The sequence below is a fragment of the Streptomyces sp. HP-A2021 genome (assembly GCF_022807935.1).
GTDB lineage: Bacteria > Actinomycetota > Actinomycetes > Streptomycetales > Streptomycetaceae > Streptomyces > Streptomyces afghaniensis.
The window spans coordinates 2,055,546-2,075,337 of record NZ_CP094344.1 but is presented as its reverse complement, the minus strand read 5'-3'; the positions used below and the strand labels follow the sequence as shown (position 1 = coordinate 2,075,337).

General features: G+C 70.3%; 18 protein-coding genes. 11 read left to right on the top strand and 7 right to left on the bottom strand.

The features are described 5' to 3' along the window. Nucleotides 1-15 precede the first annotated feature (15 nt). The gene (locus MQE23_RS09580) at nt 16-4,398 is read left to right on the top strand and encodes a Tat pathway signal protein (RefSeq protein WP_243378869.1); all 4,383 of its coding nucleotides are present in this window, start codon (nt 16-18) and stop codon (nt 4,396-4,398) included. Nucleotides 4,399-4,466: 68 nt separating this feature from the next. Here the strand turns inward: MQE23_RS09580 and MQE23_RS09575 are convergent, their stop codons facing one another. After that, the gene (locus MQE23_RS09575; RefSeq protein WP_243378868.1) at nt 4,467-5,150 is read right to left on the bottom strand and encodes a hypothetical protein; all 684 of its coding nucleotides are present in this window, start codon (nt 5,148-5,150) and stop codon (nt 4,467-4,469) included. Nucleotides 5,151-5,247: 97 nt separating this feature from the next. Between MQE23_RS09575 and MQE23_RS09570 the strand changes: the two genes are divergently transcribed. Further along, entirely contained in the window at nt 5,248-6,162 is a 915-nt protein-coding gene (locus tag MQE23_RS09570; protein ID WP_020271935.1) for a HipA family kinase, read from the top strand. Continuing rightward, complete coding sequence (locus tag MQE23_RS09565; RefSeq protein WP_020271934.1) at nt 6,159-6,452, top strand: SelT/SelW/SelH family protein; 294 nt, start codon at nt 6,159-6,161, stop codon at nt 6,450-6,452. Before MQE23_RS09570 ends, MQE23_RS09565 begins: the two co-directional genes overlap by 4 nt. Nucleotide 6,453: 1 nt before the next feature. On the opposite strand, the gene aceB is transcribed toward MQE23_RS09565, so the two are convergent. Both aceB and MQE23_RS09555 read right to left on the bottom strand, forming a co-directional pair. Continuing rightward, a complete protein-coding gene (gene aceB / locus MQE23_RS09560; protein ID WP_020271933.1) occupies nt 6,454-8,079 on the bottom strand; it encodes a malate synthase A in 1,626 nt (541 codons plus the stop codon). Between the two features lie 207 nt (nt 8,080-8,286). Next, nucleotides 8,287-8,901: a nucleotidyltransferase family protein gene (locus MQE23_RS09555; protein ID WP_020271932.1), complete on the bottom strand. Its 615-nt coding sequence runs from the start codon at nt 8,899-8,901 to the stop codon at nt 8,287-8,289. A 231-nt stretch (nt 8,902-9,132) separates the two neighbouring features. Here MQE23_RS09555 and MQE23_RS09550 point away from each other — a divergent pair, with 231 nt between their 5' ends. Continuing rightward, nucleotides 9,133-9,426, top strand: coding sequence for a DUF5955 family protein (locus tag MQE23_RS09550; protein WP_020271931.1), 294 nt, complete (start codon nt 9,133-9,135; stop codon nt 9,424-9,426). Nucleotides 9,427-9,481: 55 nt separating this feature from the next. Here MQE23_RS09550 and MQE23_RS09545 read toward each other — a convergent pair whose 3' ends face one another. Next, nucleotides 9,482-10,279 carry an IclR family transcriptional regulator gene (locus MQE23_RS09545; protein WP_020271930.1) on the bottom strand — a complete coding sequence of 266 codons (798 nt, stop codon included), beginning with the start codon at nt 10,277-10,279 and terminating at the stop codon, nt 9,482-9,484. Nucleotides 10,280-10,535: 256 nt separating this feature from the next. On the opposite strand from MQE23_RS09545, the gene allB reads away from it, so the two are divergent. Continuing rightward, nucleotides 10,536-11,876, top strand: a complete 1,341-nt coding sequence (gene allB, locus MQE23_RS09540) for an allantoinase AllB (protein WP_243378867.1) — start codon at nt 10,536-10,538, stop codon at nt 11,874-11,876. A 37-nt stretch (nt 11,877-11,913) separates the two neighbouring features. Next, nucleotides 11,914-13,029: an allantoicase gene (alc, locus tag MQE23_RS09535; protein WP_020271928.1), complete on the top strand. Its 1,116-nt coding sequence runs from the start codon at nt 11,914-11,916 to the stop codon at nt 13,027-13,029. Nucleotides 13,030-13,138: 109 nt separating this feature from the next. Here alc and MQE23_RS09530 read toward each other — a convergent pair whose 3' ends face one another. Then, nucleotides 13,139-13,900: a 3-oxoacyl-ACP reductase family protein gene (locus MQE23_RS09530; RefSeq protein ID WP_243378866.1), complete on the bottom strand. Its 762-nt coding sequence runs from the start codon at nt 13,898-13,900 to the stop codon at nt 13,139-13,141. A gap of 176 nt (nt 13,901-14,076) precedes the next feature. Here MQE23_RS09530 and MQE23_RS09525 point away from each other — a divergent pair, with 176 nt between their 5' ends. Then, nucleotides 14,077-14,703, top strand: coding sequence for a dihydrofolate reductase family protein (locus MQE23_RS09525; RefSeq protein ID WP_020271926.1), 627 nt, complete (start codon nt 14,077-14,079; stop codon nt 14,701-14,703). 153 nt (nt 14,704-14,856) lie between these two features. Further along, the gene (locus tag MQE23_RS09520) at nt 14,857-15,252 is read left to right on the top strand and encodes a ribonuclease domain-containing protein (protein WP_243378865.1); all 396 of its coding nucleotides are present in this window, start codon (nt 14,857-14,859) and stop codon (nt 15,250-15,252) included. Between the two features lie 48 nt (nt 15,253-15,300). Here MQE23_RS09520 and MQE23_RS09515 read toward each other — a convergent pair whose 3' ends face one another. Further along, on the bottom strand, nt 15,301-15,501 hold the full coding sequence (locus MQE23_RS09515; protein WP_243378864.1) for a hypothetical protein: 201 nt from the start codon (nt 15,499-15,501) through the stop codon (nt 15,301-15,303). 237 nt (nt 15,502-15,738) lie between these two features. Here MQE23_RS09515 and MQE23_RS09510 point away from each other — a divergent pair, with 237 nt between their 5' ends. Further along, nucleotides 15,739-16,956, top strand: coding sequence for a histidine kinase (locus MQE23_RS09510; protein WP_243382555.1), 1,218 nt, complete (start codon nt 15,739-15,741; stop codon nt 16,954-16,956). A gap of 123 nt (nt 16,957-17,079) precedes the next feature. Continuing rightward, nucleotides 17,080-17,763, top strand: a complete 684-nt coding sequence (locus MQE23_RS09505; RefSeq protein WP_020271923.1) for a response regulator transcription factor — start codon at nt 17,080-17,082, stop codon at nt 17,761-17,763. 34 nt (nt 17,764-17,797) lie between these two features. Here MQE23_RS09505 and MQE23_RS09500 read toward each other — a convergent pair whose 3' ends face one another. After that, nucleotides 17,798-18,820, bottom strand: a complete 1,023-nt coding sequence (locus tag MQE23_RS09500; RefSeq protein WP_020271922.1) for a Gfo/Idh/MocA family oxidoreductase — start codon at nt 18,818-18,820, stop codon at nt 17,798-17,800. A gap of 128 nt (nt 18,821-18,948) precedes the next feature. Here MQE23_RS09500 and MQE23_RS09495 point away from each other — a divergent pair, with 128 nt between their 5' ends. Next, complete coding sequence (locus tag MQE23_RS09495; protein WP_128092532.1) at nt 18,949-19,686, top strand: GntR family transcriptional regulator; 738 nt, start codon at nt 18,949-18,951, stop codon at nt 19,684-19,686. Nucleotides 19,687-19,792: the final 106 nt, after the last annotated feature.

Below are 19,792 nucleotides of genomic sequence, written 5' to 3'. Positions count from 1 at the left end.
AGAAAGGAGACCACCATGCGAAGACGGCACAGAGAACGCGCCATGGCTGTCATCTCGGCAACCGCGGTCGCCGCGATGACCCTCACCATGGCGAGTACAGCGCAGGCAGCGGATTCTTCGACTCCGCCGAAGAAGACCGGACACGCCACACCGGCCAAGAGAAAACACCCCCTGGCGATTCCAGCCGGGGACCGGGACAGCGTCCTCGGCAAGGACTGGAAGAATTCCGGCGATCGGGCCGTGACCACCGCCGCCGACAGCGACGGACTGCACCTCCTCGTCGCCGACGCGAAAACCGGCTACCACTGGAAGACCGCCACCGTCCTGTCCGAACCCCAGCTGCCGGCCGACACCTGGATCGGCAACAGCTGCCTGATGGACGATCACCACGCAGCCGTCGTCTACGCCCCCCGCACCTTCACCAACAAACCCGACCTGATGATGGGCGGCGCCCTGACGGCCGTCGTCGACCTGGACAGCGGCGACGTCACCAAGATGCCGTTCACCGCGTCCCTCGCCTACTTCGACCCGACCTGCAACGCGCAGACCCACAGCGCGGCGTTCACCGCCCTGCGCGCGGACAAGACGCGCCTGATCACCGTCGACACGCACGGCGACAGCGTCGCGGACGTCACCGCCCGCGGTGAGATCACCTCCGCCGTCCCCGTCGAGGACGGCCTGATCGGCGCGGCCGGGAACCGCCTCGTCCACATCAGCCGCAAGGGCAAGCAGGCGACGCTCACCGCGACGAAGCACGCCCCGTACGACATCACCGCGGGGAACGACGGAACGGTCGACTACATCGACCGCACCGGTGACACGCAAGCCCGCGTGCAGACGTACACACACGGCACCAAGACCACCGTCGCCCACGGCCGAACCACCGCGATGGGCCTCGCCCAGGACACCACCGGCAAGGTCTACCTGCTCGGCCGGGCCACCCACGACGCGGCGTTCGGCCAGAGCGGCATCACCGGGAAGAACGTCCCGCACGAAGCGCAGCTGTCCACCCGCGGACGCCTCGCGGTCGACCCCGTCGTCTCCGACGCCGTGGAGCGCGGCGTCGCCAACATCAAGGGCGTCGGCAAGGACCTCTCGCACACCGCGAAGGAGCCGGCCACCGGGCAGGGCGCCGGAAGCGTCAGTCACCTCCTCGACATCACCGCGACCTCCACCGTCACCGGACAGCGCACCACGCTCACGGCCGACGAGCCGGCCGCCACAGCGGGCGGCACCACCTCGCCGGCCCTGACCGGTGACAGCCGGCCGCAGATGTCCACGATGAGCCTCATGACCACGGCCACCGACGACCCGCGCGCCCACGACCCCGTGGACACCGACGCCTGGTGCTCCGTGCCCCGCAACGACGTCGACACCCAGGCCCTCCAGCCCACCCCGAACCAGGTGGAGTGGGCCGTCGACATGGCCGTGCGCGGAGACCTCACCTCCGGCTACATCAGGCAGGGCGGCTGGCGCACCCAGACCGGACTGGCCACCATCAACCCCCAGGGCACCTGGCCCGCCCCCACGCTCAACGGCGGCGGCCGCATCCCCGCACAGGTCGAACTCGGCATCCTCGCCCAGGAATCCAACCTGTGGCAGGCGGAATCCGGCGCCATTCCCGGCCAGATGGGCAGCCCGCTGGCCTCCGTGGACGGCTACTACGGACACCAGACCGGGGGCAGCCTCGCGGACTACTGGACCATCCACTGGGACCTGTCGGACTGCGGCTACGGTGTCGGCCAGGTCACCGACGGCATGCGCAAGGCGGGCTTCGAGAAGGACAACGAGACCTCTCTCGATCCCGAACTCCAGCGTGCCGTCGCCCTCGACTACACGATGAACATCGCCGCTTCGCTCCACATCCTCGCGGACAAGTGGAACGAGGTCCACGAGGCCGACCAGACCATCACCGTCAACAACGACGACCCGGCCAAGCCGGAGAACTGGTTCACCGCCGTCTGGAACTACAACCTCGGCTTCAATCCCAAATCCAAGGAAGCGGAGAACGGAAACTGGGGACTCGGCTGGTTCAACAACCCCGCCAACCCGGTCTACCCGGCCGACCGTGACCCCTTCATGGACATGGACGCCGACCCGGCCAACTGGCCCTGGGACGCCGCCCATCCCCAGTACTGGCCGTACGAGGAGAAGGTCATGGGGTGGGCCGCCTGGTCCATCGACACCGGCCACTCCTACGCGACCTCCGGACGCCAGGACTGGCCCGGCGAATCCGGCTACAGCTCCGCCGGCTTCTACCCGGCCTGGTGGAACACCACCGCCGAGCGCACCGCCATCAAGCCGCCACTCGACACGTTCTGCAATGCGGCCAACAACTGTGACGCCGCCAACCCGCCGGACTGTCCGGACGCCGGCTGCTACACCCAGTACTGGTGGAACGCCGCCAATGCCACCTGGAAGGACAACTGCTCTTCCACCTGCGGCAACGAAAAGATCAAATATGCGACGCTGATCAGCGAGCCCGGCCGCGGATACCGCCTTCAGTACGGCACACCTCAGTGCGGTACCGGAAACCTTCCGTCAGGAGCGAAGATCGTCGCATCCGTCCCTGCGGGAACACCCACCTGGAGCGACTGCGGAACGACGACAACCGACGGCTCGTTCCAGTTCACGTTCTACCCTGATCCCAACGCCACCGGGCCCGGCCTCGGCCAGTACGACGCCAAAGCCGACCTCCACCAGATCGGCGGCGGCTACCAGGGTCATTTCTGGTACGCGCACACCCGTGACCAGGCTCATCTCGGCGGCGACGGCGGTCGCATGACGATCCAGGGCGACTGGAAACTCCCCGGTGCCGTCCCCGAGGAACAAGCGGCCGTCTACGTCCACATCCCCGACACCGGAGCCCAGACCACCAAGGCGTTCTACGAAATACCCACCGCCCTCGGCACCGCCAAGGTCGTGGTCAACCAGGACGCGAACGAAAGCAACACCTGGGTCTATCTCGGCGCTTTCCGCTTCAACGACAAGGCGCCCGAAGTCAGGCTCTCAAACACCACCTACACGGGGTCCGGCGACGACGACATCGCCTGGGACGCCATGGCCTTCGTCCCCGGCGACTACGGCATCCCGAACGACTACGCCGTCGACCTCGCCCTGCCGGCGTACGACAGCAACAGCCCCAACCCCAACCAGGCCATCCAGTCCCCGGACGACAAGGCCACAGCGGCGCTGGGCAAGGACGCGTCCAACCCCGGCCCCGACGGCTCGCTGGCGACCAGCGTCTCGTCCCAGGGCCTCGCGACCTGGTGCGACGACGGGAAGATCATCGCCCGTTCCACCCGCACCATCGCCTGCGAGAACCGGGCCGTGCCGTACTACTACATCACCTCGGAAGGTGCCAGCGGAACGATCATGTTCCAGATCCAGCGCGTACTGGAACTGGACGGAACGAACTCCTTCACCGAACACCTCAGCATCGCGCCGGACTCCGTCCCCCTCGACATCGCCGATGTCATGCTCGCCATCAACAAGCATCTGTGCGACACCGGCTGCACACCCGACGAACCAGGAAACAGCGCCTGGAACGGAGCACCCAACTGGACACCGGGAGACACCCACGCGGCGAATCTCACCACCACCTACACCTGGGACAACTCGGTCGCCGACAAGGAATTCCTCTTCCACCCGGACGTCCAGATCGACGGAGACATCTACCCCTCCGACAACAGCATCGCCCCCACCCACACCGGCTACCAGTGGTCCAAGAGCACGGTCCGCAAGACCGATCTCGACGAAATCCGCTGCGACACCGAGATAACCGCGACCGGAGGATGCGTCTTCCACAACTACGCACCCACCTACACCTTCAACGCCGCCAAGTATCCGCAGGCGGCAGCCCACGCTTGGCTCATCCAGCACGGCAGTCCGAAGAGCCCGGGGCTGCACAGCGCGAACACCCCCCTGTACTACCTGCCGGGCGGACGCAACGGAGCGAACCGTGCCGTCATCTGTGACGTGGACGGATGGGCGCGGACCAATTACGACCCGGCAGCCATGAACAGCAGCACCGACGCTCCGAACTGCGACGAGTTCACGTTCAACGCCTCCTACAACAGCGGAGGACAGCCGGCCGAACTCGACGGACTCAATCCCGTCTCCACCGGCGCGGAGTGCATGCAGACCTACGCGCAGATGGACAACGGAACCGTCCATCTCAGAAATCTTCCCGGAACGATGCCGAGTTTCAGGGAGGTATGCGGAAGGTCGTCCATCTCAGGTGTCCAGAACAGTGGATCAATGGCTGCCTTCTCCTCGGGATTCGCCAAGAACATGCGTCTCATGGACAGGGACGCCTACTGGCTGGACACCAACATCAAGGGTGCCTGTGCCACGGGAACCGGAACCTTCATGCACTGCACCATGACCACGAACTAGATACCGGAGAAACAGCGAGGGCGGCTGGTCCACCAGCCGCCCTTCGCATGTCACAGGAACGTCGCGCGTCACATGAACGGATCCACCAGCAAGGCCACGGGAAGATCACCCGACTCGACGGCCCCTCTGGGAATCCTCAGACCGGTGTGCTCGCCGACCGATCGCCACACCGCGGCATGAAGCCCAGCGGAACGGTCCTCCACAAAAGCGCGCCACTCCGCGGGCGACGAGAAACCGTCCGGGTCCGGCCAGACGGCGCCGTTGCTCCGCATCCGGCTGTCCAGCAGGTGAGCCCTTCCGGACTCGCTTACCGGAGCAGGACCCGTCAGGCTGTGCCGGAACTCTGCCCGTAGGAGGTCCCCGTCACCCGGTGAATAGAACAACCACGACGGCTGCACCGCCGCGTTCGCGTACAGGCACACGAACTCCTCGCCGTCCCGAGGCATCACAGAACTGTTGCCGTCAGCCCAATGCTGGTACCAGGCACAAACTCCGGAATCCTCCAGGACGTACGACCACTCACCGGACGTGCCGTACATGCAGCAAGTCCACGGGGCGTCCACGGACAGAGGATCGAAATCACGGTAATGGGCGCATGCGCCGATCTGGCCGTCCCCGGCACCCATGCGCCGCAACAGGTCCTCCACCGCCAGACCACGCACAGCGGTCAACGACACCCCGCCACGCATTCCGGGGCCCCCCGTGGGTTCCTCGAAACAGAACTCACCAAGCCACTCGATGCTGTCACTCATGTCCCTCCACAGCTTACCGCCGAGGCGGCTCGTTGTGAGCGCTGGGTTACTATGTTCGCTTCATGCCGGAGGCAGGAAGCAAGGGGCGCCTTTGAAGATGCTGAGAGAGGTCGCCGCCACCCGCTACATCGAACCCCTGACGTCCGGCGGATCCGTACCCGGGGTCGTCGAGGCCGACGACCTGGGCACCTACGTCGTGAAGTTCACCGGCTCCGCGCAGGGCCGCAAGGCGCTGGTCGCCGAGGTGATCGTGGGGGAGCTGGCCCGCGCCCTCGGGCTGCGCTTCCCCGAGCTGGTGCTGGTGCACTTCGACCCGCTGATCGCCGGTGACGAGCCGCATCAGGAGGTGCGGGACCTGCACGCGGCCAGCGGGGGCGTGAACCTCGGCATGGACTATCTGCCGGGCGCCCGGGACTTCACGCCGGAGATCGCGCGGGTCTTCCCCGTCGATCCGCTGGAGGCGGGGAGGATCGTCTGGCTCGACGCCCTGACCGTGAACGTCGACCGCACGGTGCACAGCTCCAACCTGATGGTCTGGCCCACCCTGGGCGTCGCACCCCCGCGCCTGTGGCTGATCGACCACGGTGCCGCGCTCGTCTTCCACCACCGCTGGGACGGCGCCGACCCCGCCAAGGCCTACGACTTCCGGCACCATGCCCTCGGCCACTACGGGCCCGACGTCCGGGCCGCCGACGCCGAGCTCGCTCCCCGGGTGACCGAGGAGCTGCTGCGCCGGATCCTCGCCGAGGTCCCGGACGCCTGGCTCGCGGACGAGCCGGGCTTCGCAAGCGCGCCGGAGGCACGCGAGGCGTACGTGGCATACCTCCACGCGCGCGTGCGGGCCTCCGATGCATGGCTGCCCACCGACTTCCCCGGCCGGGAGGAACTCGCCGCCGAGGAGGCCCTCCGGGCGGCCCGCAGCCGGCAAGGACGCCCCGCGTGGCTCAGGCAGGTCCCCGACCTGCACGGCAAGCCCGCGGCCGAACAGGATTGGTCGGTGCACCTCGGATGAGTGGCCGTGTCGAGATCGAGTACTGCACCCAGTGCCGCTGGCTGCCCCGCGCCGCCTGGCTGGCGCAGGAGCTGCTCACGACCTTCGAGTCCGAGCTGACGGAGCTGGCGCTGAAACCCGGCACCGGCGGAGTGTTCGTCGTCCGCGTCGGCGACGAGGTCGTCTGGGACCGCCGGGAGCAGGGCTTCCCCGAGCCGACGGCCGTGAAGCGGGCCGTACGCGACCGAGTGGCCCCGGGCAAGCCCCTGGGCCACTCGGACAAGCCGTCCGCCGAACCGTCCGCGGACTGAGTCAGCCCTTGAGCTGCTCGTACGCCGGGAGCGTCAGGAAGTCGGCGTAGTCCTCGTCGAGGGAGACCGTCAGCAGCAGGTCGTGGGCCTGCTGCCAGTTGCCGGCCGCGAAGGCCTCCTCGCCGATCTCGGCCTTGATGTTCGCCAGCTCCTCGGCGGCGACCTTGCGGGCCAGGTCGGCGGTGACCGGCTCGCCGTTGTCGAGGACGACGCCCGCGTTGATCCACTGCCAGATCTGGGAGCGGGAGATCTCGGCGGTGGCGGCGTCCTCCATCAGGTTGAAGATCGCGACCGCGCCGAGGCCGCGCAGCCAGGCCTCGATGTAGCGGATGCCGACCTGCACGGCGTTGACCAGACCCGCGTACGTCGGCTTGGCCTCCAGCGAGTCGATGGCGATCAGATCGGCCGCCTTGACGTCGACGTCCTCGCGCAGCCGGTCCTTCTGATTGGGCTTGTCGCCGAGGACCTTGTCGAAGGACTCCATGGCGATCGGGACGAGGTCGGGGTGGGCGACCCAGGAGCCGTCGAAACCGTCGTTCGCCTCGCGGTCCTTGTCGGCGCGGACCTTCTCGAAGGCGACCTTGTTGACCTCCGCGTCCCGGCGGGACGGGATGAACGCCGCCATGCCGCCGATCGCGTGGGCGCCGCGCTTGTGGCAGGTGCGGACGAGGAGTTCGGTGTACGCGCGCATGAACGGGGCCGTCATCGTCACCGCGTTGCGGTCGGGCAGGACGAACTTGGCGCCGCCGTCCCGGAAGTTCTTGACGATGGAGAACAGGTAGTCCCAGCGGCCCGCGTTCAGCCCGGAGGCGTGGTCGCGCAGCTCGTAGAGGATCTCCTCCATCTCGTACGCGGCCGTGATCGTCTCGATCAGCACGGTGGCGCGCACGGTGCCCTGCGGGATGCCGACGTAGTCCTGCGCGAAGACGAAGACCTCGTTCCAGAGACGGGCCTCCAGGTGCGACTCCGTCTTGGGCAGGTAGAAGTACGGGCCCTTGCCCAGGCCCAGCAGGCGCTTGGCGTTGTGGAAGAAGTAGAGGCCGAAGTCGACGAGCGCGCCGGGCACCGGGGTGCCGTCCGCGTCGACGAGGTGACGCTCGTTCAGGTGCCAGCCACGCGGGCGCATGACGACCGTGGCGAGTTCCTCGTTCGCCTTCAGGGCGTACGACTTGCCCGACTTCGCGTCCGTGAAGTCGATGTTCCGGGTGTAGGCGTCGATCAGGTTGAGCTGGCCGAGGACCACGTTCTCCCAGGTCGGCGCGGAGGCGTCCTCGAAGTCCGCGAGCCACACCTTCGCGCCCGAGTTGAGCGCGTTGATGGTCATCTTGCGGTCGGTGGGGCCGGTGATCTCGACCCGCCGGTCGTTCAGGGCCTCGGGGGCCGGGGCGACCTTCCAGGAGTCGTCGGCGCGGATCGCGGCGGTCTCCGGGAGGAAGTCGAGGGTGGAGGTGCGGGCGATCTCGGCGCGGCGCTCGGCGCGCCGGGCGAGGAGTTCGTCACGCCGGGGCGTGAACCGCCGGTGCAGCTCGGCCACGAAGGCGAGCGCCGCTTCGGAGAGGACCTCCTCCTGCCGGGGCAGGGGCTCGGCGTCGACGATGGCCAGCGGGGACGGCGCTGGTGCGGACATGAACTGTCACTTCCTTCAGCGAGCTACGAAGACGAACCGGCGGTTCGGCACCGGGTGCCAGTCTTCCCGGATACGGCGTTCGGCGCCCGCGAGGGCCTCGGGCGCTTCTGAACAGTGGATACTAGTTTCCTCATGGTGGAAGTTCAATCATCTGTTGATGTCGAGATTCTCAGGGTCGAGGCAAGGTGGCTCTCCGTGCCGCGCCGTTCACTCAAGGTGGGCCAGATCGGCCTCCGTGTCGATGTCGAAGGGCCGGGCCACGTCCCCGCACTCCACGAGCGTGATGCGCGGCTCGTGCTCCTTCAGATAGGCGCGTGCCCCCCGGTCCCCGGTCGCAGTCGCGGCGATGCCGGCCCAGTGGGCGGCGCCGAACAGCACCGGATGGCCGCGCACTCCGTCGTACGCGGCCGACACCAGCGACTCCTCGCCCTCGCAGGCCGTGAGCACCCGGGCCACCGCCTCCGGGCCGATACCGGGCTGGTCGACGAGCGAGACCAGGGCGGCCGTCGCGCCCGTGCCCGCGAGCGAGTCCAGCCCGGCCCGCAGGGACGTCCCCATGCCCCGTTCCCAGTCCGGGTTGGCGACCAGTACGCATCCCGGCAGTACGGCCCGGGTCCGGACCTCGTCCTCCCGTGCGCCCAGTACTACGTGGACCCGCTCGCAGCCGCCCTCGCGCAACACCCGTACCGCGTGCTCCACGAGGGGGCGTCCCCGGTGGGTGAGCAGTGCCTTGGGGCGTCCGCCGAGCCGCCGCCCGCCCCCGGCGGCCAGCAGCACCCCGGCAACCGCACCCGCCCTGTTCCGCGTCTCCCATGTCGTCATGAATCCTGCATACCGCACGACCTCGGGCCGAGAAGTCACGCAGCGAAACAAGTCGATGACGCAATGGACTGGCGCCTGGTGGCCCGCGTCGTTTACTGTCGCCCGCACCGACCGGCCGGGCGGCCGACCTGCGCCCGGTGTGGGGGACTTCGCGTCGGAAGGGCACGCGCACGACGGAGTGCGAGGGGGAGGACTGTGTTGCGGAGCGTTGAGCAGAGGCGGCAGGGGCCTGTGACCGGCGGCGACGAGGATCCGCGCGTGACGGAGCTGCGCTCCGCCGTCGCCCGGCTGCGTCGTCGGCTCGCCGCGCATCCCGGCGAGTTCGCCGACCGGACCATCGCCGAGGAGGAACTGGCCGCCCTGGACGCGATGGCGGCCGACGGCACCCCCGAGATCCCACGGCTGCGCCGCTCCCTCCTGCTGATCGCGGGCGCGATCGGCTCGGTGAGCGCGCTCTCCCCGGAACTGACGGAGGTCCGCCGCGCCGTCGACCTCTTCGGGGGGACGGTGCGGGGACAGGGCTGAGCGACGGCGGGGCGGAGGTCGGCTGTCGTCCGGGTTCTCGGGGCTCGGAGGCCGCCTACGCGGGGCTCTGGGTGGCCAGGGCCTGCGAGAGCTCGCCGGCGACCTGCTGGAGGACCGGGACGATCTTCTCCGTCGCCGCCTCCGTGACCCGGCCCGCCGGGCCGGAGATGGAGATGGCCGCGGCCGTGGGGGAGTCGGGTACCGAGACCGCCAGGCAGCGGACGCCGATCTCCTGCTCGTTGTCGTCGATCGCGTAGCCCTGCCGGCGCACCTCCTCCAGCGCCGCGAGGAAGCCGTCGGGCGTCGTGATCGTCTTGTCCGTCGCGGCGGGCATGCCCGTACGGGTCAGCAGGGCCCGCACCTCCTCCGGCGGGAAACCGGCGAGCAGGGCCTTGCCCACGCCCGTGGAGTGCGGCAGTACGCGTCGGCCGACCTCCGTGAACATCCGCATCGAGTGCTTCGACGGCACCTGCGCCACGTAGACGATCTCGTCCCCGTCCAGCAGCGCCATGTTCGCCGTCTCACCGGTCTCCTCGACCAGCCGGGCGAGGTACGGCCGTGCCCAGGTGCCCAGCAGCCGGGCGGCGGACTCGCCGAGGCGGATCAGGCGCGGACCCAGTGCGTACCGGCGGTTGGACTGCTGCCGTACGTACCCGCACGCCACCAGCGTGCGCATCAGGCGGTGGATCGTCGGCAGCGGCAGCCCGCTGCTCGCGGAGAGCTCGCTCAGGCCGACCTCGCCGCCCGCGTCCGCCATCCGTTCGAGCAGGTCGAAGGCGCGCTCCAGGGACTGGACCCCGCCGTTGGCGGAGGACCGGGCGGAGTCGGTGGTGCTGGCGCTGGACGTCGGCACGGCGCGTTCCTTTCGGGACTGGCGGAAGAGCAGAAGCCTACCCGGCAGTCGGTTGACTCCCCGCTTGTACGTAGCTACGTTCTGCGTACTGGAATTGTAATTCCGCTTTGTGGAAACGTCCAGGAGTGGTCGCGAGGTGCGTGCAGGAGTCCAGTGTGCCCTTGACTGCGCGGAAGAGGGGGTGAAGACTCCTTCAACAGAAAGTTGAATTCCGTTACGCGGAAGTAACTGCGGCAAGTGGATGTAAGGGGTTCGGGTGTCCGACGCTGAACTGGTGCTTCGCTCGACGCGTGTCATCACTCCCGAGGGGACCCGCGCCGCATCGGTCGCGGTCGCCGCCGGCACGATCACGGCCGTCCTCCCGTACGACGCACCCGTACCGGAGACCGCCCGCCTGGAGGACCTGGGCGACCACGTCCTGCTGCCCGGCCTGGTCGACACCCACGTGCACGTCAACGACCCCGGCCGCACCGAGTGGGAGGGCTTCTGGACCGCCACCCGCGCCGCCGCGGCCGGCGGCATCACGACCCTCGTCGACATGCCCCTCAACTCCCTGCCGCCGACCACGACCGTCGCGCACCTGCGGACCAAGCAGCAGGTCGCCGCCGACAAGGCGCACATCGATGTCGGCTTCTGGGGCGGCGCCCTGCCGGACAACGTCAAGGACCTGCGTCCGCTGCACGAGGCCGGCGTCTTCGGCTTCAAGGCGTTCCTGTCGCCGTCCGGCGTCGACGAGTTCCCGCACCTCGAACGGGACCCGCTGGCCCGCGCCATGGCCGAGATCGCGGCCTTCGACGGCCTCCTCATCGTGCACGCCGAGGACCCCCGCCTCCTCGCCTCCGCCCCGCAGCAGCCAGGCCCCAGGTACGCCGACTTCCTCGCCTCCCGCCCCCGGGACGCCGAGGACACCGCCATCGCCCAGCTCATCCGTGAGGCGAAGGCCCTCCACGCGCGCGTGCACGTCCTGCACCTGTCCTCCAGCGACGCCCTGCCGATGATCGCCGAGGCGCGGGCGGAGGGCGTCCGCATCACCGTGGAGACCTGCCCCCATTACCTGACCCTCACCGCCGAGGAAGTCCCCGACGGCGCCAGCGAGTTCAAGTGCTGCCCGCCGATCCGCGAGGCCGCCAACCAGGACCTGCTCTGGCAGGCGCTGGCCGACGGCACCATCGACTGCGTCGTCACCGACCACTCCCCGTCCACCGCCGACCTGAAGACCGACGACTTCGCGACCGCCTGGGGCGGCATCTCCGGACTCCAGCTGAGCCTGCCCGCGGTGTGGACCGAGGCCCGCAGGCGCGGACACGGCCTGGAGGACGTGGTCCGCTGGATGTCGACGCGGACGTCCGAACTCGTCGGGCTCGACAACCGCAAGGGAGCCATCGCGGCGGGCCGCGACGCCGACTTCGCCGTCCTCGCCCCCGACGAGACCTTCACCGTCGACCCGGCGGCCCTCCAGCACCGCAACCACGTCACGGCCTACGCGGGCAGGACCCTGTACGGCGTCGTGAAGTCCACCTGGCTGCGCGGGCAGCGCATCGTCGCGGACGGCGAGTTCACCGAACCGAAGGGGCAGCTCCTCACCCGGACCAACTGAATCCCATCCCGGACACCGAAAGGCAGACCTGATCATCGTGACGGCGATTCCCGGCTTTACCGGCGACGCGAACCCCTACGGCGGCGGCGACCCGTACGCGGACTACCGCACCGCCGACTTCCCCTTCACCCAGTACGCCAATCTCGCCGACCGGCGCCTCGGCGCCGGTGTCATCGCCGCCAACGACGAGTTCTTCGCCCAGCGCGAGAACCTGCTGGTGCCCGAGCGCGCCGAGTTCGACCCCGAGCACTTCGGGCACAAGGGCAAGATCATGGACGGCTGGGAGACGCGGCGCCGCCGGGGCGCCTCCGCCGAGCACCCCTGGCCGACCGCGGAGGACCACGACTGGGCGCTGGTCCGCCTCGGCGCCCCGGGCGTGGTCCGGGGGATCGTCGTCGACACCGCGCACTTCCGCGGCAACTACCCGCAGGCCGTGTCCGTCGAGGGCACCTGCGTGCCGGGCTCCCCGTCGCCGGAGGAGCTCCTCGGGGACGACGTGAAGTGGACGACCCTGGTCCCGCGCACGCCGGTCGGCGGCCACGCGGCGAACGGTTTCCCCGTCGCCGTCGAGCAGCGCTTCACCCACCTGCGGGTCAACCAGCACCCCGACGGCGGCATCGCCCGCCTGCGCGTGCACGGCGAGGTCGTCCCGGACCCCGTGTGGCTGGACGTGCTGGGCACCTTCGACGTCGTCGCCCTGGAGAACGGCGGCCAGGTCGAGGACGCCTCCGACCTCTTCTACTCGCCCGCCACCAACACCATCCAGCCGGGCCGCTCCCGGAAGATGGACGACGGGTGGGAGACCCGGCGCCGCCGCGACCGGGGCCACGACTGGATCCGCTACCGGCTGGCCGCCCAGTCCCGGATCCGCGCCCTGGAGATCGACACCGCGTACCTCAAGGGCAACAGCGCCGGCTGGGCCTCGGTGTCCGTGCGCGACGGCGAGGACGGCGAGTGGCGGGAGGTCCTGCCCCGCACCCGCCTCCAGCCCGACACCAACCACCGCTTCGTCCTTCCGGCCCCGGCCGTGGGCACGCACGCGCGCGTGGACATCTTCCCGGACGGCGGCATCTCCCGACTGCGGCTGTTCGGTTCCCTGACGGAGGACGGTGCACGGCGCCTCGCGGCACGTCACCAGGAGCTGGGCGGCTGAGAAGGCCCCGCCCCGAACCCGCTTTCGCCGTGCATGGAGGGGGGCGCACCGGCCCGACAGCACCGGTGCGCCCTCTGCCTCTCAGGCTGCTTGCCTCACGCCCTCTGCCTCACGCCGCGTGCCCGCCGTCCACGGCGAACTCCGCACCGGTGACGTACGTCGCCCCGGCCAGATACGCCACCATCGACGCCACCTCGTCCGCCGTCCCGAACCGCCCCAGCGCCGTCATCGCCGCCTGGCCGGCCGCGTACGGCCCGTCCGCCGGATTCATGTCGGTGTCGATCGGCCCGGGAAGGACGAGGTTCGCCGTGATCCCCCGCCCGCCCAGCTCCCTGGCCAGGGCCTTGGTCATACCGGCCAGGGCCGCCTTGCTCGTCGCGTAGAGCGTCCCGCCGGGGCCCGGCACGCGCTGGGCCATGCAGCTGCCGATCGTGATGATCCGCCCGCCCTCGGGCATGCGCGCGGCGGCGGCCTGGGAGGTCAGGAAGACGCCGCGCACGTTGACGGCGAGGACCCGGTCCACGTCCGCGAGCGACAGAGTTTCCAGCGGCCCGAGCAGCCCCACGCCCGCGTTGTTCACCAGGACGTCGAGACCGCCCAGCGCCTCGGCCGCCGTGGTCACGGCACCGGTCGCCTCGGCGGCGTCCGACGCGTCCGCGCGCACCGCCACCGCACGGCGCCCCAGCGCCTCCACGGCCCGTACGACGTCCTCGGCCGCTTCCTTGCCGTTCACATAGCCGACCGCCACGTCCGCGCCCTCCCGGGCCAGCCGCAGGGCCGTCGCCGCGCCGATGCCCCGGCTCGCGCCGGTCACGAGAGCCACCTTGCCGTCGAGAGTTCCTTGAGAGGTGCCGAGAGTTCCTTGAGTCATGGGTCCATCCCACCGGCCGGCCGACAGCGGTGCTGGCGGTGAACGGACGTCGAGGTGGGCTCATCCGGTTCGTCGCCTCGGAGAGCCGTACGGCCGAGCGATGAGTTGCCGGTGCGCACGGGGTCTGAACCGATGAACAAAGACCCAGACCGTTCCGAGAAGAAGGGCACCCCACCATGGGCAAGCTCGTCTCCACCCTCTTCGTCACCCTCGACGGCGTCTACCAGGCCCCCGGCGGCCCGCACGAGGACACCCGCGGCGGCTTCACCCACGGCGGCTGGAGCTTCCCGTACGCCGACGAGGACTTCGGCCGGTTCATCGACGAGGTCTTCGCACGCCCGCGCGCCTTCCTGCTCGGGCGCCGGACGTACGACATCTTCAGCACGTTCTGGCCGAAGGTGACCGACCCCGCCGATCCGGTCGCCTCGAAACTCAACGCACTGCCGAAGTACGTCCCGTCCTCCACCCTCACGGACCCCGGGTGGGAGGGCACCACCGTGCTCACCGGCGATCTCGCCAAGGAGGTCACGGCCCTGAAGGAGCGCACCGACGGCGAGATCCAGGTGCACGGCAGCGGCGCCCTCGTCCGGTCCCTGCTGGCGCACGGGCTCGTCGACTCGCTCCATCTGCTGACCTTCCCGGTCGTGCTCGGCACCGGATTCCGGCTGTTCCCGGAGGGCGCCGTACCGACCGCGTTCCGGCACGCCGGGGGGAGCGTCACCAGCACGGGTGTATCCATCCAGACGTACGAGGTGGCGGGCCGCCCGGAGTACGGCGAGTACGCGCTGCCTCAGGACGCGTGACCGCCCCTGCCCCGGCGTCCTCGTCGGCCCTGGTGAACAGCGGGTGGGGGCGCCGGAGGGCAGGTTAACTTCCCACCAACTCATCGGACTTGACGGGAAAATCTCCGCGCTTGTCATTGACATGCCAGCGTCTACGCGCGTCATCATGTGCGCATGAATTTCCCCCCACGCGCCTCGCGGCTCGGCGCAGCAGCCGCCCTCCTGTCCGCGCTCCTCGTCGGCGGTACCGTCTCCGCCACCACGGCCGACGCGGCCCCCACCGCCGTCGGCACCATCTGTTACGGCGACCTGCCGTCCCAGGCCCACGACACGCTCGACCTGATCGAGAAGGGCGGCCCCTTCCCGTTCGAGCAGGACGGCACCGTCTTCCAGAACCGGGAAGGCCTCCTGCCGAGCCAGTCGACCGGCTACTACCACGAGTACACGGTCATCACCCCCGGCTCCTCCACGCGCGGTGCGCGGCGCATCGTCACCGGTGAGGAGAACCGGGAGGACTACTACACGGCCGACCACTACGAGTCGTTCGACCTGGTCGACTACGGCTGCTGAGCCGGGCGGCCACCTCCGTGCACGCCGGCCGGAAGCCCGCCCGCGTCCTCAGGCGGACTTCCGGCTCCCGGCCGCCGCGAACAGGGCGATGCCCAGCACGAGCAGGGCGACGCTCGCGTAGGTCTCGTAGCCGTCGAGGAACCCCAGTCGTTGCACGAGGCCCCAGTTCCAGTCGGTGAACTCATGCACCAGGCCCGCCACGCCCTGTACGAGGGCGAGGAAGCCGAGAATCTCCAGCACCTGCTTCATGGCACCAGCCTCGCCCCGCGGACCCCCCACGCACATCGGCCGCGGGGCGAACGTCCGTTGGACGGAAGTCCCTGGCCGGACCTGGTCGGCCGCGTCGAAAGTCTGCGATGCGGTGACTTTGGTCGACGATTCCGGCCGGAGTGAGATGAACGGGCCCCGGCCTGCGTAGATTTGTCGACCGTGAGTGGTGACAACGCGGGGCAGGCCTCCCCGGTGCCGGCGGTCGAGACACCTGCGCTGTTCACCGGGCGCAGATGGTTCATCCCCTCCGCCCTGCTGCACGAACTCGACCCCGACGCCGCACGCGCCGGGCGACGGCCCCGGCGTACCGCCCGCGACTGGGTCGTCGACTTCTCCTGCTTCGTGCTGGCCGTGCTGGTGGGCGCGGCCGCCATAGAGGCGCTCAACGACAACCCCCACGTCCCGGAAGGGCTGGCTGTCGTCGACCAGCTGATCGGGGCGCTGGCCTGCGCGGCCGTCTGGCTGCGCCGTCGCTGGCCGCTGGGGCTCGCCGTGGCGATGAGCGCCGCCACCTTCGTCTCGGACACGGCGGGCGGGGCGGGGCTGATCGCCCTGTTCACCCTCGCCGTGCACCGCCCCTTCCGGTACGTGGCCTGGGTGGGCGGCATCAACGTGGCGCTGGTTCCGCTCTACTACTGGCTGCGCCCCGACGCGGACATCCCGTACGTGCTGAGCGTGCTCTTCGCTGGTCTGCTCACGCTGGCGATCGTCGGCTGGGGCATGTTCGTACGGTCCAAGCGGCAGCTCATGGTGAGCCTCAGGGACCGGGCCCGGCGGGCCGAGACGGAGGCGCGGCTGCGGGCCGAGCAGGCGCAGCGGCTCGCCCGTGAGGCCATCGCGCGGGAGATGCACGACGTGCTCGCTCACCGGCTGACCCTGCTGAGCGTGCACGCGGGCGCCCTGGAATTCCGGCCCGACGCGCCCCCGGCGGAGACGGCCCGGGCGGCGGGTGTCATCCGGGAGAGCGCGCACGAGGCGCTCCAGGACCTGCGCGAGATCATCGGCGTCCTGCGGGCCGGGGAGCCGGACGACACGGGGCGGCCGCAGCCGACGCTGGCGGCGCTGGACACGCTGGTCGCCGAGTCGCGCGAGGCCGGCATGAAAGTCGCCCTCGACCAGCGGGTCGACGACGCCGGCGGCGTTCCGTCCTCCGTCGGCCGCACCGCGTACCGGATCGCCCAGGAGGGCCTGACCAACGCCCGCAAGCACGCGCCCGGCACGGAGGTCACGGTGACCGTCACCGGCGGACCGGGCACCGGCCTCACCGTCTCCGTGCACAACCCGCCCCCCGAGGGCGAGGTACCACCCGTCCCCGGCTCCGGCCAGGGCCTGATCGGCCTGACGGAACGAGCGACCCTGGCGGGCGGCCGCCTGGAGCACGGCCACACACCGGAGGGCGGGTTCGAGGTAGGGGCATGGCTGCCGTGGGGCTGAGGCGCGGCCTCGCGGATCCTTCCCCACGACCCCCTGCCCTGAACGGAGTTGATTCGGCCGGGGTGTTGCCGGGCGTTGGCGTCCGCGCCCCGCATCCGCCCCGACCGTGATTACGTAAGGCCCATGACTGCGATCAGACTGCTCCTCGTCGACGACGATCCGCTGGTGCGGGCCGGACTGTCCTTCATGATGGGCGGAGCCGACGACATCGACATCGTCGGCGAGGCGGCCGACGGCGGCGAGGTGGAGGCGCTCGTCGACCGCACCCGCCCGGACGTCGTGCTCATGGACATCCGGATGCCGACGGTGGACGGTCTCACGGCCACGGAGCGGCTGCGCGCCCGCAAGGACGCCCCGCAGGTGGTGGTCCTCACCACCTTCCACGCCGACGAACAGGTCCTGCGGGCGCTGCGCGCGGGCGCCGCCGGTTTCGTCCTCAAGGACACCCCGCCGGCCGAGATCCTCGCGGCCGTACGCCGGGTCGCGGCCGGCGACCCGGTCCTGTCGCCCACCGTCACCCGCCAGCTGATGCAGCACGCGGTCGGCACCGCGGCCGACACCCGCCGCACTCGTGCGCGTGAACGCATGGCCGCCCTCAACGACCGCGAGCGCGAGGTCGCCGTCGCGGTCGGCCGGGGCCTGTCCAACGCCGAGATCGCCACCGGCCTCTTCATGAGCGTCGCCACGGTCAAGACGCACGTCTCCCGCATCCTGGCCAAGCTCGACCTCAACAACCGCGTGCAGATCGCGCTGCTGGCGTACGACGCGGGACTCCTGGAGGAGGAAGAGGAGCAGCAGGGGCACTGACCGGCCCCGCCGGGCTCGCGGCGCCGCCCCGCCGTCACACGAAGGCCGAGGCGGCCCCGCCGGGGATCTCCGCGAGGTGAACCGCCCTGCGCTCCCGGCGCGACAGCTCGCACGCCTCGGCGACGCGCAGCGCCTGAAGGGCCTCGCGCCCGTCACAGGGGTTGGCCCGCTCGCCCCGCACGACCTCGACGAACGCGTTCAGCTCCGCCTCGTAGGCGGGGCCGAAGCGCTCCAGGAAGCCGGTCCAGGGCTTGTCCGCGGCCGGCGGTCCGGTCGGCTCGGTGGACGCGATCGGCGTACGGTCGTCCAGACCGACCACGATCTGGTCGAGCTCCCCGGCCAGCTCCATGCGCACGTCGTAGCCGGCCCCGTTCAGCCGGGCGCCGGTGACCGTGGCGAGCGTGCCGTCGTCGAGGGTGAGGAGCGCGGCGCCGGTGTCGACGTCGCCCGCCTCGCGGAACATCGCGGGCCCGGCGTCCGACCCCGCCGCGTAGACGTCCGTGACCTCCCGGCCCGTCACCCAGCGCAGCACGTCGAAGTCGTGGATCAGCGTGTCCCGGTACAGCCCGCCGGACACCGGCAGCCACGCGGCGGGCGGCGGCGCCTGGTCGCTGGTCAGCGCCCGCACCGTGTGCAGCCGCCCCAGCCTGCCGGAGCGCACGGCCTCGCGGGCGCCCCGGTAGCCGGCGTCGAAGCGGCGCTGGAAGCCCATCTGGAGCACCGTCCCGGCCGTCTCGACCTCGGCGATCGCGCTCAGGGTCCCCGGCAGATCCAGCGCGATGGGCTTCTCGCAGAACACCGGCAGGCCCGAGCGTGCTGCCCGACCGATCAGTTCGGCGTGGGCCGACGTCGCCGTCGTGATCACCACGGCGTCGACCCCCCAGCGGAAGATCTCCTCCACGCCGGGGGCGGCCGTCTCGCCCAGCCGGTGCGCCAGTTCCTGGGCCCGCGAGGCGTCCGCGTCCGTGAGGATCAGGGAGCCCACGTCGCGGTGCCGGCTGAGCGTGTTCGCGTGGATCGTGCCGATGCGGCCCGTACCGATGACGCCGATGCGCATGAAAACAAAGTGCGTGCCCAGCCCGCCCCTGTCAATCGGAATGTCCGGACAATCTGACTACACAACTTCCCGTCAACAACGCACAGAGCTACGCTCGGCCCGTGCCGAAACCAGAAGTGGACCCGACCGTGCAGCTCGAGCTGAGCGTGGACCGCAGCTCTCCCGTGCCGTTGTACTTCCAGCTGTCACAGCAGCTGGAGGCCGCGATCGAGCACGGCACGCTGACCCCCGGCAGCCTGCTGGGCAACGAGATCGAACTCGCCGCCCGGCTCGGCCTGTCCCGGCCGACCGTCCGCCAGGCCATCCAGTCGCTCGTCGACAAGGGCCTCCTCGTCCGCCGCCGCGGCGTGGGCACCCAGGTCGTGCACAGCCAGGTCAAGCGCCCGCTGGAGCTGAGCAGCCTCTACGACGACCTGGAGGCGGCGGGCCAGCGCCCGGCCACCAAGGTCCTCGTCAACACGCTCGTCCCCGCCTCCGCGGAAATCGCCGCCGCACTCGGCGTCGCCGAGGACAGCGACGTCCACCGCGTGGAACGGCTCCGCCTCGCCCACGGCGAGCCCATGGCCTACCTCTGCAACTTCCTGCCCCCCGGCCTCATCGACCTCGACACCGCCCAACTGGAGACCACGGGCCTCTACCGCCTGATGCGGGCGGCGGGCATCACCCTCCACAGCGCCCGCCAGTCGATCGGCGCCCGGGCCGCGACGACGGAGGAGGCGGAACGACTGGCGGAGGAGGCGGGGGCCCCGCTGCTCACCATGCAACGCGTCACGTTCGACGACACGGGCCGCGCAGTGGAATACGGCACACACACCTACCGCCCGACGCGCTACTCGTTCGAGTTCCAGCTTCTGGTACGCACCTGATTTTTCAGGGGCGCGGGGAACTGCGCGAGCCACCCACCACTCACCCGCACCCGGCAATGATCCGCACCACCCCGCCCCTGCCCCGCTCCGCACAGCACCCCACCGT